The organism is Winogradskyella sp. ECml5-4, assembly GCF_036903175.1.
Lineage (GTDB): Bacteria > Bacteroidota > Bacteroidia > Flavobacteriales > Flavobacteriaceae > Winogradskyella > Winogradskyella damuponensis.
On the sequence record NZ_JAYJLF010000011.1, the window covers coordinates 82,908 to 96,024 of the forward strand.

17 protein-coding genes are annotated in these 13,117 nt (G+C 34.6%); 3 read left to right on the forward strand and 14 right to left on the reverse strand.

The window, feature by feature from the left end:
- Positions 1-3: 3 nt before the first annotated feature.
- From rpmC to rpsL, 13 genes are all read right to left on the reverse strand, one after another.
- Complete coding sequence (gene rpmC, locus VDP25_RS12955) at positions 4-195, reverse strand: 50S ribosomal protein L29 (protein ID WP_115818549.1); 192 nt, start codon at positions 193-195, stop codon at positions 4-6.
- A 12-nt stretch (positions 196-207) separates the two neighbouring features.
- Positions 208-627 carry a 50S ribosomal protein L16 gene (gene rplP / locus VDP25_RS12960; RefSeq protein WP_008269176.1) on the reverse strand — a complete coding sequence of 140 codons (420 nt, stop codon included), beginning with the start codon at positions 625-627 and terminating at the stop codon, positions 208-210.
- 20 nt (positions 628-647) lie between these two features.
- A complete protein-coding gene (gene rpsC, locus VDP25_RS12965; protein ID WP_215927679.1) occupies positions 648-1,364 on the reverse strand; it encodes a 30S ribosomal protein S3 in 717 nt (238 codons plus the stop codon).
- Positions 1,365-1,373: 9 nt separating this feature from the next.
- Positions 1,374-1,781, reverse strand: a complete 408-nt coding sequence (gene rplV, locus VDP25_RS12970; RefSeq protein WP_215927677.1) for a 50S ribosomal protein L22 — start codon at positions 1,779-1,781, stop codon at positions 1,374-1,376.
- 5 nt (positions 1,782-1,786) lie between these two features.
- A complete protein-coding gene (gene rpsS / locus VDP25_RS12975; RefSeq protein ID WP_008269180.1) occupies positions 1,787-2,065 on the reverse strand; it encodes a 30S ribosomal protein S19 in 279 nt (92 codons plus the stop codon).
- Between the two features lie 10 nt (positions 2,066-2,075).
- Entirely contained in the window at positions 2,076-2,903 is an 828-nt protein-coding gene (rplB, locus tag VDP25_RS12980) for a 50S ribosomal protein L2 (protein WP_215927675.1), read from the reverse strand.
- 12 nt (positions 2,904-2,915) lie between these two features.
- Positions 2,916-3,206, reverse strand: coding sequence for a 50S ribosomal protein L23 (rplW, locus tag VDP25_RS12985; RefSeq protein WP_173302428.1), 291 nt, complete (start codon positions 3,204-3,206; stop codon positions 2,916-2,918).
- Positions 3,207-3,211: 5 nt separating this feature from the next.
- On the reverse strand, positions 3,212-3,841 hold the full coding sequence (gene rplD / locus VDP25_RS12990; protein ID WP_215927673.1) for a 50S ribosomal protein L4: 630 nt from the start codon (positions 3,839-3,841) through the stop codon (positions 3,212-3,214).
- On the reverse strand, positions 3,841-4,458 hold the full coding sequence (gene rplC / locus VDP25_RS12995; protein ID WP_215927671.1) for a 50S ribosomal protein L3: 618 nt from the start codon (positions 4,456-4,458) through the stop codon (positions 3,841-3,843). The genes rplD and rplC overlap by 1 nt, the downstream gene beginning before the upstream one ends.
- A 176-nt stretch (positions 4,459-4,634) precedes the next feature.
- Positions 4,635-4,940 carry a 30S ribosomal protein S10 gene (gene rpsJ / locus VDP25_RS13000; protein WP_007650482.1) on the reverse strand — a complete coding sequence of 102 codons (306 nt, stop codon included), beginning with the start codon at positions 4,938-4,940 and terminating at the stop codon, positions 4,635-4,637.
- 11 nt (positions 4,941-4,951) lie between these two features.
- Positions 4,952-7,078, reverse strand: a complete 2,127-nt coding sequence (gene fusA / locus VDP25_RS13005) for an elongation factor G (protein WP_334470458.1) — start codon at positions 7,076-7,078, stop codon at positions 4,952-4,954.
- 3 nt (positions 7,079-7,081) lie between these two features.
- Positions 7,082-7,558 carry a 30S ribosomal protein S7 gene (rpsG, locus tag VDP25_RS13010; protein ID WP_178984421.1) on the reverse strand — a complete coding sequence of 159 codons (477 nt, stop codon included), beginning with the start codon at positions 7,556-7,558 and terminating at the stop codon, positions 7,082-7,084.
- 22 nt (positions 7,559-7,580) lie between these two features.
- The gene (gene rpsL, locus VDP25_RS13015; protein ID WP_019386263.1) at positions 7,581-7,955 is read right to left on the reverse strand and encodes a 30S ribosomal protein S12; all 375 of its coding nucleotides are present in this window, start codon (positions 7,953-7,955) and stop codon (positions 7,581-7,583) included.
- Between the two features lie 176 nt (positions 7,956-8,131).
- Between rpsL and VDP25_RS13020 the strand changes: the two genes are divergently transcribed.
- The 3 genes from VDP25_RS13020 (at position 8,132) to rlmB (ending at position 12,266) form a co-directional block, all read left to right on the forward strand.
- Positions 8,132-9,820, forward strand: a complete 1,689-nt coding sequence (locus VDP25_RS13020; RefSeq protein WP_334470464.1) for a POTRA domain-containing protein — start codon at positions 8,132-8,134, stop codon at positions 9,818-9,820.
- Between the two features lie 10 nt (positions 9,821-9,830).
- The gene (locus VDP25_RS13025) at positions 9,831-11,462 is read left to right on the forward strand and encodes an aryl-sulfate sulfotransferase (protein ID WP_334470466.1); all 1,632 of its coding nucleotides are present in this window, start codon (positions 9,831-9,833) and stop codon (positions 11,460-11,462) included.
- A 69-nt stretch (positions 11,463-11,531) separates the two neighbouring features.
- Entirely contained in the window at positions 11,532-12,266 is a 735-nt protein-coding gene (gene rlmB / locus VDP25_RS13030) for a 23S rRNA (guanosine(2251)-2'-O)-methyltransferase RlmB (RefSeq protein ID WP_334470468.1), read from the forward strand.
- Here the strand turns inward: rlmB and VDP25_RS13035 are convergent.
- Positions 12,263-13,033, reverse strand: coding sequence for a rhomboid family intramembrane serine protease (locus tag VDP25_RS13035; RefSeq protein ID WP_215927662.1), 771 nt, complete (start codon positions 13,031-13,033; stop codon positions 12,263-12,265). The genes rlmB and VDP25_RS13035 overlap by 4 nt on opposite strands.
- Positions 13,034-13,117 lie beyond the last annotated feature (84 nt).

Consider the following 13,117-nt stretch of genomic DNA (forward strand, 5'->3'; position numbering starts at 1 on the left):
CAATTATTGTACGTCTCTTTTAGTTAGTTCTGTTGCCACTCTAGCTACTGTGCGACGTGCAACGCGTAACTGAATTGGGTTGTCTAAAGGAGAAATAGTATGAGCCATTTTTAGGTCCGTATAACTCTTTTTAGATTCACTAAGTTTCTCTTGTAACTCAGCTGTTGAAAGCTGTTTAATTTCTGATTGCTTCATAATATCTTTCTATTAAGCTTCGTAATCTCTAGCTATGATAAACTTAGTTTTTACCGGAAGTTTCTGTGCTGCTAAACGTAAAGCTTCTTGAGCTACGTCTAATGGCACTCCACTTATTTCAAATAACATACGTCCTGGTTTTACAACGGCTGCCCAATATTCTACACCACCTTTACCTTTACCCATACGTACTTCAAGAGGTTTCTTTGTGATCGGCTTGTCTGGAAAAATTTTAATCCATAACGATCCTTCTCTTTTCATATAACGAGTAGCTGCAATACGCGCTGCTTCTATTTGACGTGCAGTTATAAAAGTTGACTCTAATGATTTAATACCGAAAGTACCATTTGATAACAAATGACCTCTTCCCGCATTTCCTTTCATACGTCCTTTTTGCTGCTTACGAAATTTTGTTCTTTTAGGCTGTAACATTTTGTCTTTTCTTTAAAAAATTACTTTCTACGACGAGATTGGTTCTTGTTTCCACCACGTCCACCTTTACCTTTTTGTTTAGATAAGCCAACTAGTGGTGATAATTCTCTTTTACCATACACTTCGCCTTTCATTATCCAAACTTTGATGCCCAATCTACCATAAGTAGTATGTGCTTCTACTAGAGCATAATCAATATCAGCTCTAAAGGTAGATAAAGGAATACGTCCTTCTTTGTAGTGTTCAGAACGTGCCATTTCAGCACCATTTAAACGACCACTAATTTGAATTTTGATTCCTTCTGCATTCATACGAATAGCAGCTGCGATAGCCATTTTTATAGCACGTCTGTAAGAAATTCTACTTTCTATTTGACGAGCTACACTTGCTGCTACTAAATAAGCATCTAGTTCAGGTCTTTTGATTTCAAAGATGTTCAATTGAACTTCTTTACCAGTAATTTTCTTAAGCTCTTCTTTTAACTTATCTACCTCTTGGCCACCTTTTCCGATAATAATACCAGGTCTAGCAGTAGTGATAGTAACGGTTACAAGTTTAAGCGTACGCTCAATAATTACTCTACTTACACTAGCTTTAGATAAACGCGCGTGAACGTATTTTCTAATCTTATCGTCTTCGGCAAGCTTATCACCATAATCGTTTCCTCCGTACCAGTTAGATTCCCATCCTCTGATAATTCCTAAGCGATTTCCGATTGGATTTGTCTTTTGTCCCATATCTCTATCTTAGCTTTGTGTTTTATTTATTGCATCTACAACCACTGTTACGTGATTAGATCTTTTTCTTATTCTGTGTGCTCTACCTTGAGGTGCTGGACGCAATCTCTTTAACATAGAACCACCATCTACTCTAATTTCTTTGATAAACAATTTAGCTTCTTCAACATCAGCGTCTTCGTTTTTAGCTTGCCAATTTGCAATTGCAGATATTACAAGTTTCTCTAAACGACGAGATGCTTCTTTTTGACTAAATCTAAGAATCTGAAGAGCTTTATCTGCCTTCTCACCTCTAATTAAATCCGCAACTAAACGCATTTTTCTTGGTGATGTAGGACAGTTATTTAGCTTAGCAAAAGCAACCTGCTTTTTCTCAGCCTTAATAGCTTCCGCCATTTGTTTTTTACGACTTCCCATGATTCTTATTTTTTACCTTTATTCTTAGCACCTGCATGACCTCTAAAAGATCGTGTTGGTGAAAATTCTCCTAATTTGTGACCTACCATATTCTCAGTAACATAAACTGGAACAAATTGACGACCATTGTGAACTGCTATAGTCTGACCAACGAAATCTGGAGAAATCATTGATGCTCTAGACCAAGTTTTAATTACCGTCTTTTTGTTTGAAGCTACATTTTCTGCAACTTTCTTTTCTAGCTTATAGTGGATATAAGGTCCTTTCTTTAATGAACGTGCCATACTATCTTAATTATTTCTTTCTACGTTCTACAATATACTTATTACTCGCCTTTGTCTTAGAACGTGTTCTAAATCCTTTAGCAGGAATACCGTTTCTATTTCTTGGATGACCACCTGAAGATTTACCTTCACCACCACCCATTGGGTGATCGACTGGGTTCATCACTACTGGTCTTACTCTTGGACGTCTTCCTAACCATCTACTTCTACCTGCTTTACCAGATACTAATAATTGATGATCTGAATTTGAAATCGCTCCAATAGTAGCCATACATGTTACTAGAATCATTCTAGTTTCACCAGACGGTAACTTTACTGTAGCAAACTTATCACCTCTTGCCATTAATTGAGCAAATGCACCAGCACTACGAGCCATTACAGCTCCTTGTCCAGGACGTAACTCAATACAAGAAATAATTGTTCCTAATGGTATTTCACTTAAAGGCATTGCGTTTCCAATTTCTGGAGCGATACCTGTTTCACCAGACACTATATTTTGCCCTACTTGTAAACCATTTTGAGCGATAACATAACGTTTCTCTCCATCTTGGTAGTTTAATAGCGCAATAAATGCTGTTCTGTTTGGATCGTATTCAATTGTTTTAACTTCCGCTGGAACTCCAGTTTTGTTACGTTTGAAATCGATAATACGATAACGTTTCTTATGACCTCCACCTAATTGGCGCATGGTCATTTTTCCTTGACTGTTTCTACCACCAGATCTCTTTTTCGGAGCAAGCAAGCTTTTCTCCGGCTTATCAGTAGTAATGGCGTCAAATCCATTTACTACTCTAAATCGCTGACCTGATGTGATCGGTTTTAATTTTCTTACTGACATTAATGTCTAAAATTACATGTTAGTGTATAAATCTATTACTTCACCTTCCGCCAGTTGTACAATTGCCTTTTTAACAGCATTTGTTTTACCATGTTGAATACCAGTCTTTGTGTGACGTGTTCTTCTTTCTGGACGGACATTTATTGTACGAACTTTTTCAACAGAAACTCCATAAGCAGCTTCCACCGCTTTTTTGATTTCTACCTTGTTCGCCTTTGTATTCACTTCAAATGCATATGCATTTAACAACTCACTTTGCATGGTTGCTTTTTCTGTGATGATAGGTTTTATTAAGATACTCATCTGTTCTATTTACTTAAATTCGATTCAATTCCTTCTAATGCACTCTCAATTAGAATAACTTTATTAGCATTCATAATTTTATAAGTACTTAATTCTGAAGTCTTTATAACTTCAGACCCTTTAAAATTGCGTGATGACAAATATACATTATTATTTGTTTCACCCAACACAATAAGAGATTTTTTGTTTTCTACCTCTAAAGCCTTTAATACATTAACAAAGTTTTTAGTCTTTGGAGCATCAAAACTGAAGTCTTCCATTACTAAAATTGATTTGTCATTTGCCTTAATACTTAATGCAGATTTACGTGCTAATCGTTTTACGTTTTTGTTTAATTTAAAACCGTAATTTCTTGGTCTAGGACCAAACATACGACCACCACCTCTAAATACACCAGATTTAATACTACCTGCTCTCGCAGTACCAGTACCTTTCTGTTTTTTTATCTTACGTGTACTTCCAGAGATATCTGCTCTTTCTTTAGCCTTATGTGTACCTTGTCTTTGATTTGCTAAGTATTGCTTAACATCTAAATAGACAGCGTGATTATTAGGCTCTATAGCGAACACTTCTTTAGAAAGCTCAGCTTTTCTTCCAGTGTCTTTTCCGTTTATATCTAAAACTGCTACCTTCATTACTTCTGAATAATTACATAAGAGTTTTTATGACCAGGAACACATCCTTTAACCACAAGTAAGTTCTTTTCTGGAACTACTTTGTAAACTCTTAAATTTTGAACTTTTACTGTTTCACCACCCATTCTTCCGGCCATCTTCATTCCTTTGAATACTCTCGCAGGATAAGAAGCTGCACCAATAGAACCTGGAGCTCTTAAACGGTTATGTTGACCATGCGTTGCTTGACCTACACCTCCGAATCCGTGACGTTTTACTACACCTTGAAAACCTTTACCTTTTGAAGTACCTGCGACATCCACAAATTCTCCTTCAGTAAATTGCTCTACAGTGATTGCATCACCTAATTTGTACTCCTCATCAAAACCTTTGAATTCAACAACTTTGCGTTTTACAGAAGTACCCGCTTTTTTAGCATGACCTAAGTCTGCTTTAGTAGCGCTTTTTTCTGTCGCGTCATCGAAACCTAATTGAAGTGCAGAATAACCATCCACTTCTTCAGTTCTGACTTGGGTAACGATACATGGTCCAGCTTCGATTACTGTACAAGGAATGTTCTTCCCATTTTCATCGAAAATGCTGGTCATACCGATTTTTTTTCCAATTAACCCAGACATGTTTTTCTTTTTAGTTTGGCCAAATCGCGATTTGACCGATTGTTTGTTTTTTTTTGCTGGACAATTCGCGACTTGTCCTTTGCTATAAAAATTCAAGGCTGAAAATACGTTTCAGCCTTGAATTGTATTTTTTACCGTTTTTCCCTCGCTCGCAGCTTAGGACATGTAGTGTGTAATTACACTTTTATCTCAACTTCTACTCCACTTGGTAATTCAAGTTTCATTAAAGCATCAATAGTTTTAGAAGATGACGAGTAAATATCTAATAAACGCTTGTAAGAGCTTAATTGAAATTGTTCTCTAGACTTCTTATTTACGTGTGGTGAACGTAATACAGTGAAAATCTTTTTGTGTGTTGGTAATGGAATTGGTCCTGTTACTACTGCACCTGTACTTTTTACTGTTTTTACAATCTTATCAGCAGACTTGTCCACTAAGTTGTGATCGTAAGATTTTAATTTTATTCTGATTTTTTGACTCATTTTCTTAAGATTTACGATTCAACTCCTTTAGCTGCTTTAATCACTTCTTCAGATATATTTGAAGGTGTTTCAGCATAGTGTGAAAATTCCATTGTTGATGTTGCTCTACCTGAAGATAACGTTCTTAATGTTGTAACATAACCGAACATTTCAGATAATGGAACAGTAGCTTTTACAGTTTTTGCACCAGCTCTATCACCCATGTCACTAACTTGACCTCGTCTTCTATTTAAATCTCCAACAATATCACCCATGTTTTCTTCTGGTGTAATCACCTCAAGTTTCATGATTGGCTCCATTATAACTGCTTTAGCTGCTTTAGCTGAATTTTTAAAACCAAGTTTTGCTGCTAATTCGAATGATAATTGATCCGAATCCACATCGTGATAAGATCCATCCTTTAAAGTTACTTTCATAGAATCTACTTCGTAACCTGCTAATGGACCATTAGCCATTGCCATTTTGAATCCTTTTTCAATTGAAGGGATAAATTCTTTAGGAACGTTACCACCTTTAATTACAGATTCAAACTGAAGACCTACTACACCTTCATCTGCTGGCTCAATCGTAAATACGATATCAGCAAACTTACCACGACCACCTGATTGTTTCTTATAAACTTCTCTATGATCTGCAGCTTGAGTAATGGCTTCTTTATATTCAACTTGTGGTTGACCTTGGTTAACCTCAACTTTAAATTCTCTTTTTAAACGGTCTACAATAATATCTAAGTGAAGCTCACCCATTCCAGAAATAATTGTCTGTCCTGAAGACTCATCTGTTCTTGCTGTAAACGTTGGATCTTCTTCAGCTAATTTAGCTAAAGCCATACCTAACTTATCAACATCTGCTTTAGTCTTAGGTTCTACCGCGATACCAATTACAGGATCAGGGAAGTCCATAGATTCTAAAACAATAGGATGTTTTTCATCAGACATAGTATCACCAGTCTTAATGTCTTTAAATCCTACTGCTGCTCCAATATCTCCTGCTTCGATAAAATCGATAGCATTTTGCTTATTAGAGTGCATTTGATAGATACGTGAGATACGTTCTTTTTTACCTGAACGGTTGTTTAAGATATAAGAACCTGCATCTAAACGACCAGAATACGCTCTAAAGAAAGCTAAACGACCTACAAAAGGATCTGTAGCAATCTTAAACGCTAAGGCTGAAAAAGGTTCATCAACACTTGGCTTACGTCTTTCTTCTTTATCTGTATTAGGATTAACACCTACTACACTTTCTCTATCCATTGGAGAAGGTAAATAACGACAAACAGCATCTAATAAGAACTGTACACCTTTATTCTTAAATGAAGAACCACATACCATTGGTATAATAGCCATATCCATTACAGCAGCTCTAAGTGCAGCGTGCACTTCATCTTCTGTTATAGAGTCTTCATCTTCCATGAATTTCTCAAGTAAGTTCTCGTCGTAACTTGCTACTTCCTCGATTAATAAAGCACGGTACTTACGTACCTCGTCCTTCATGTCTTCAGGAATATCAACAACATCAAAAGTAGAACCATAGTTATCATCATGCCATACAATAGCTCTGTTTTTAACTAAATCTACAATACCTTTGAAGTTATCTTCATCACCAATGTTTAAAACGATTGGCACTGCGTTAGACTTCAACATATCTTTTACTTGCTGACAAACACCTAAAAAGTCAGATCCTTGACGGTCCATTTTATTAACGAAACCAATTCTTGGAACTTTATAGTTATCTGCTAGCCTCCAGTTAGTTTCAGATTGTGGCTCTACACCATCAACTGCACTAAACAAAAATACTAAACCATCTAATACACGTAATGAACGGTTAACTTCTACCGTAAAATCTACGTGACCAGGTGTATCAATAATGTTAAAATGGTAATCTTTAGCGTCTGCTGTTGGCTCACCATTTTCTTTTGGGAATGTCCAATCACAAGTAGTTGCAGCAGACGTAATTGTAATACCTCTTTCTGCTTCTTGCTCCATCCAGTCCATTGTAGAAGCACCATCATGCACTTCTCCAATTTTGTGTGAAACTCCCGTATAAAAAAGAATACGCTCTGTTGTTGTTGTTTTACCAGCATCAATATGAGCTGCAATTCCTATATTTCTTGTAAGTTTTAAATCTCTTGCCATTTCTTAAAATCTAAAGTGTGAGAATGCTTTATTTGCTTCTGCCATCTTATGCGTATCAGTTCTTTTCTTAACCGCAGCTCCTTCTTCTTTAGCTGCTGCTAAAACTTCTGCCGCTAAGCGTTGCGCCATAGATTTTTCATTTCTCTTACGTGAAAAGCTAATTAACCATTTCATCGCAGTTGAAACCTTACGGTCTGGACGAATTTGCATTGGAATCTGGAATGTAGCACCACCAACACGACGACTACGTACTTCTACGTGAGGCATCACATTTGATAAAGCTTCTTTCCAAATCTCTAAAGCTGTTTTTTCGTCATCATTCTTTTTCTCTTCAACAATATCAATTGCATCATAGAATACTTTAAAAGCTACAGACTTCTTACCATCCCACATCATCATGTTAACAAAACGTGTTACTAACTGATCATTAAACCTTGGATCTGGTAAAAGCGGTCTCTTTTTTGCTGCTCTTTTTCTCATGTCTTCTTCTTAAAGTTTTTAATTACTTCTTAGGGCGTTTTGCACCATACTTAGATCTACGTTGTGTTCTTCCTGATACACCTGCTGTATCTAAAGCACCACGAACGATGTGATATCTAACTCCTGGCAAATCTTTTACCCTTCCACCTCTAACCAATACTATCGAGTGCTCTTGTAAATTGTGACCTTCTCCACCAATGTATGCATTTACTTCGTTTCCGTTTGTTAAACGAACCCTTGCTACCTTACGCATTGCTGAGTTAGGTTTCTTAGGTGTCGTTGTATAAACACGAGTACATACACCACGTCTTTGAGGACACGAATCTAAAGCAGCCGATTTACTCTTCTTGGTTATTTTGGCTCTTCCTTTTCGTACTAATTGTGAAATTGTTGGCATATATTTCTATATAAAATTTTATTAATCCTCACTTTTGAGGGGTGCAAATGTAGTAATTAATATCTATTATTCAAACACTTGAGAATTAATTTTTAAAAGAAATATGAACTTTCATTTCATTCGTATATAATATCACTTATTTTTACGTTACATAAGAGTTACTCTATTTAGTGTCCATGCCGTTTTACAGCCGTTTTCTTTTTTTTCTTATTCTTCTAGTTTTTTCAAATCTAGGCACTTCTCAATCTATCAATTTAAAAGTTATTGGAGAAAACGAAGTTTCAACGGCAACTATTGACTCTCTAGGTTATCAAAAGAGCTTCAATAATTACAAAAATTTAGAAATTGAAATTCAAAATCTTAAAATTAAGCTGACAAAAAGGGGCTATATTGACACTTCAATTGAAAGTATTACTAAACAAAACGACTCTCTTTTTAAAGCACAACTAATAACGGGCAAACGGATAAACCGAATTCGAATCTATTACCCTTCGGATTTTAATACTGAATATTTGAACCTTATTCATCAATCAAAAGACAATAATTACTTTGAACTCAGAATAACTGAGCTAGAAACCTATTTAAAAAACTTAAATTCTACAATAGCCGAACAAGGTGATCCGTTTTCAACCTTACAGCTTATTAATATTTCTAAATTAGCATCTGATTTAATTTCAGCCGACTTAAAAATTGTAACGAACCAAAAAAGACGAATTGATAAGATTATTGTAAAAGGCTATGAGAAGTTTCCGAAATCTTACTTAAAACGTTTCTTAAAGTTAAGAACAGGAAAGTCTTTCAACCTAAATGCTATTAAAGAAAAAATTGAACTATTAAACGACTTACGATTTGCTAATAAAATAAAAGACCCAGAAGTGCTTTTTACCCAAGATTCTACAACACTATATATATATGTAGAAAAAACAAAGACAAACAACTTTGATGGTTTCCTTGGCTTTGGCACTAACGAAAACACTAATAAGATTGAATTTGATGGTTATTTAGATTTACGACTGATTAACAATCTTAACTACGGAGAGACCTTAAATCTTTTTTATAAAAGCGATGAGATAGATCAACAAACAATCAATGTAGATGCTGATTTACCTTATCTATTTAGCTCTCCTATTGGGTTGCAAGTTGGCCTTAATATTTTTAGAAAAGACTCTACCTTTTTAACTGCTAAGCAATACGCAAAAATTAATTATCAAATTAATGCCCAGCATAAAATTGGAATAGGAATTAATACTACAAATTCAACAAACTTATTAGATGACGATACTGATATTTTAAACGATTACACATCTAATTATTATACATTACACTACAATTATACAAAACCTCAATTCTCTGATCCTTTATTTCCTATTAACTTTTGGTTGGATGCCTCTTCTGGCTTTGGAAACAGAGATAACAACTTAGGCACGCAAAAACAAAGTGTATTTAACATAGATGCTTACAAGATATTTAATCTTAATAATAAGAACAGTTTTTATGCACGTTTAAATGGAGCAACACTTATTTCAGACGATTATTTAGATAATGAATTATTTCGTTTTGGAGGTATCAATTCTATTCGTGGATTTGAAGAAAATAGTTTGGTTGCCAATCTCTACGGAGTTCTAAGTACCGAATACAGATATCGTTTAAGTAATGATATTTATGTACATTCGGTTTTAGATGCTGCCTATTTTGAAAATAGACTTACAAATAGCAAAGAAAAACTATTTGGTTTTGGGTTTGGACTAGGCCTACTTACCAATGCTGGCCTTTTTCGTTTAAATTATTCTAGCGGAAAAACAGAAAACAGACAATTTAAATTATCAGATTCTAAAATACATATTAGCTTAACTGCAACTTTTTAAAGAAAAACTCATGTTAAAAAAAATAATTTTCACACTCTTAATTACAATTAACGTTTCTTATTCCCAAAACACTATTGGTACAACACTTATTTCTGAAGGTGTTGCAGATGGCTACACCTTATTTAGTGCTTTTACGGAAACTTACTTAATTAATAATTGTGGAGAAATTATAAATCAGTGGTCTAGTGAGTTCCCTCCTGGCAATGCTGTTCATTTATTAGAAAATGGAAATATTTTAAGAGCTGGTAGAACTGAAAGTAGTGATATTGTTTTTGGTGGACAAGGTGGCGTTATAGAACTATTTGATTGGGAGGGCAACCTCACTTGGCAATATTTTTATGACAATTCGACAATGCGACAACACCATGACGTATTCCCTATGCCTAACGGAAATGTTCTTATTCTTGCAGTAACTAAGATTACTAATTCTGAAGCTCTACAACTAGGACGCAACCCATCACTTCTAAATGAAGACATTTTATACAATGAACAAATTATAGAAGTTACTCCTATTGGCGAGGACAGTGCTGAAATTCTATGGAAATGGAACATCATGGACCATGTTATTCAGGATTTTGATGACGAAAAAGACAATTTTGGTGATATAGCCTTACATCCCGAAAAATTAAATATCAACTTTTTAAATGGAGGTGATGGAGGTGCCAATTGGCTTCATTTTAATTCAATAAATTACAATCCTATTCTAGATCAGATTATAATAAGCTCTAGAAATTTAAGTGAATTTTATATTATAGATCACTCTACTACAACTGAAGAAGCAGCTACAGGCGAAGGAGGCATCTATAATAAAGGAGGCGATTTTCTATACCGCTGGGGAAACCCTCAAGCCTATAATCAAGGTGACGAATCAGACCGACAACTTTACGGACAACACTCTCCTCACTTTATTAAACCTGGCCTATTAGATGAAAATAAAATTTTATTATTTAATAATGGTAGAGGAAGGTTACCCTTATTTTCTGAAGCTTATATTGTAAACCCTGAAACCGATAGCCCAGGAGTATATTCTTATGATACAGGAAGTGCATATGGCCCTATATCTCCAGATTACACTTACGGAAGCTCTACGGGCGCTTTAAACTTCTACTCTGGTATACTAAGCAGTGCACAGCGCTTACCAAACGGAAATACTCTAATTTGCGAAGGAATCAATGGTCGCTTCTTTGAAATCACAACGACAGAAGAAGTTGTATGGGAATATATAAATCCAATAAATACTTCTAATGGAAATATCATTTCACAAGGAACCAACCCTTCCACCTATTCTAATACCAGTTTTAGAGCACAAAAATATCATATAGATTATCCCGCTTTTACAAATAGAGATTTAACACCAAGCGCACCTATTGAATTAAATTCAAATATAACGGCATGTAAAAATTTAAGTGTTTCCAATTATGAAACACTAATAACCAAAGTGTACCCTAATCCTACAAGCGGATCCTTAAAAATAATATCAGAATTAGCTATTGATAAAATTGACGTTTATAATGTTATTGGAAAAAAAATCTATACAACTACATCTAACACTATTGATTTATATAACCAGCCAAACGGCATCTATTTTTTACAGATTTATTCAGACACCAATATTATAAGTAAAAAGGTGGCAAAAAACTAAGTTAACAAACTTGAATTAATTTGACAAACCATCTCAATTTCCGGATGGTTTTTTTTATACCTTTGCAGCATGAAGAACGAAACTACAATCTTTGGAATTAGAGCGATTATTGAAGCCATAAAATCTGGTGAAACCATAGATAAGGTTTTTATGCAGAAAGGACTTCATGGTGAATTGTTCCAAGAATTAGAACTTGCTATTCGTACTGAAGGCATTAATTCTTCTTACGTTCCTATTGAAAAATTAAATCGTCTAACTCGAGGTAATCATCAAGGAGCCGTAGCACAAATATCTCCAATTGCTTTTCATGATATTGACGACTTAGTAATGAGTGTTATTGAATCTGGAAAAACACCTTTATTCTTATTATTAGACCAATTAAGTGATGTAAGAAATTTTGGTGCCATTGTTCGTACTGCAGAATGTACAGGAGTCAATGGTATTATTATTCAGAAAAAAGGAGGAGCACCTATTAATGGAGATACTATAAAAACAAGTGCTGGAGCTATTTTTAAAATGCCTATTTGTAAAGTAGACCATATTAAAGATGCCGTTTTCCATATGCAGTCTTCAGGAATAAAAGTTATTGCTGCTACTGAAAAAGCAGACAATTATTTATATGATGTCTCTTTTAAAGAACCATGTGCTATAATTATGGGGTCTGAAGGCCGAGGAATTAATCCATCTGTTTTAAAAGTTGTAGACGACCAAGCAAAACTTCCTATACTAGGCGAAATAGAATCTTTAAATGTTTCTGTGGCTTGTGGTGCTTTTTTATATGAAGCCGTTAGACAACGCCGTTAATCTTCATTTTTTTTGAATGTATATTTGATACTGATTCTATTGTGATTATTTGAGGGCTTTTGATTATCCTCAATTTCAGATTCAACTTCTATATCTTCTTCAGGTTGAAGCTCAATAAAGTTTCCATTTTCATCAAAGTGTTTCATAAACGGATCATCCTCTTCATTATAATCTGGTTCTTCCCATTTATAACGGTCTGGTTTTGCAACTTGTTTTCTAAAAACTAATGCAAACACCAAGCCTGTAATTAATCCACTTAAATGCCCTTCCCAAGACATACCACTTTTAATAGGAAACACATACCAAATCATGCTTCCGTAAAGAAAAATAACGACTAGAGACAGAGCAATTAATCTATAATGTTTGGCAAAAATCCCTTTAAAAAACATAAAACTAACCAACACATAAACTAAACCACTTGCTCCAATATGATTTCCATTATTAGCAATAACCCATGTTAAAAGTCCTGATAATAAAATGCCAAAGCCTAGTACTTTCCATGCTATTTTATTGTAGAAATAAAACAGGGCTACACTGAGTACAAAAAGAGGAATAGAATTGTTATAAATATGATTAATGTCTCCGTGTAGAAATGGACTTGTTACAATTCCTATAAGTCCGTCAATCTTTTGAGGTCTTATTCCAAGAGCTTTTATACCACTATCTATTCTTACTTGATACCAAAACACCAGCCAAATACTGAACAAAATCATCAAAGGGTAGACAATAATACTATTAGAATATTTAAAATGTTGATGTTTGCTCATGTTATAAATCTCTTTCAATTTTGTAGCCAAAATAGGATAGTCTGCAAAATTGGCAGAAAAAGGTATTTTAAGATGAAATTAAAT

Coding starts and splice junctions, on each gene's coding strand:
- rpmC (WP_115818549.1), bottom strand. CDS start 195: ATGAAGCAATCAGAAATTAAACAGCTTTCAACAGCTGAGTTACAAGAG.
- rplP (WP_008269176.1), bottom strand. CDS start 627: ATGTTACAGCCTAAAAGAACAAAATTTCGTAAGCAGCAAAAAGGACGT.
- rpsC (WP_215927679.1), bottom strand. CDS start 1,364: ATGGGACAAAAGACAAATCCAATCGGAAATCGCTTAGGAATTATCAGA.
- rplV (WP_215927677.1), bottom strand. CDS start 1,781: ATGGGAAGTCGTAAAAAACAAATGGCGGAAGCTATTAAGGCTGAGAAA.
- rpsS (WP_008269180.1), bottom strand. CDS start 2,065: ATGGCACGTTCATTAAAGAAAGGACCTTATATCCACTATAAGCTAGAA.
- rplB (WP_215927675.1), bottom strand. CDS start 2,903: ATGTCAGTAAGAAAATTAAAACCGATCACATCAGGTCAGCGATTTAGA.
- rplW (WP_173302428.1), bottom strand. CDS start 3,206: ATGAGTATCTTAATAAAACCTATCATCACAGAAAAAGCAACCATGCAA.
- rplD (WP_215927673.1), bottom strand. CDS start 3,841: ATGAAGGTAGCAGTTTTAGATATAAACGGAAAAGACACTGGAAGAAAA.
- rplC (WP_215927671.1), bottom strand. CDS start 4,458: ATGTCTGGGTTAATTGGAAAAAAAATCGGTATGACCAGCATTTTCGAT.
- rpsJ (WP_007650482.1), bottom strand. CDS start 4,940: ATGAGTCAAAAAATCAGAATAAAATTAAAATCTTACGATCACAACTTA.
- fusA (WP_334470458.1), bottom strand. CDS start 7,078: ATGGCAAGAGATTTAAAACTTACAAGAAATATAGGAATTGCAGCTCAT.
- rpsG (WP_178984421.1), bottom strand. CDS start 7,558: ATGAGAAAAAGAGCAGCAAAAAAGAGACCGCTTTTACCAGATCCAAGG.
- rpsL (WP_019386263.1), bottom strand. CDS start 7,955: ATGCCAACAATTTCACAATTAGTACGAAAAGGAAGAGCCAAAATAACC.
- VDP25_RS13020 (WP_334470464.1), top strand. CDS start 8,132: ATGCCGTTTTACAGCCGTTTTCTTTTTTTTCTTATTCTTCTAGTTTTT.
- VDP25_RS13025 (WP_334470466.1), top strand. CDS start 9,831: ATGTTAAAAAAAATAATTTTCACACTCTTAATTACAATTAACGTTTCT.
- rlmB (WP_334470468.1), top strand. CDS start 11,532: ATGAAGAACGAAACTACAATCTTTGGAATTAGAGCGATTATTGAAGCC.
- VDP25_RS13035 (WP_215927662.1), bottom strand. CDS start 13,033: ATGAGCAAACATCAACATTTTAAATATTCTAATAGTATTATTGTCTAC.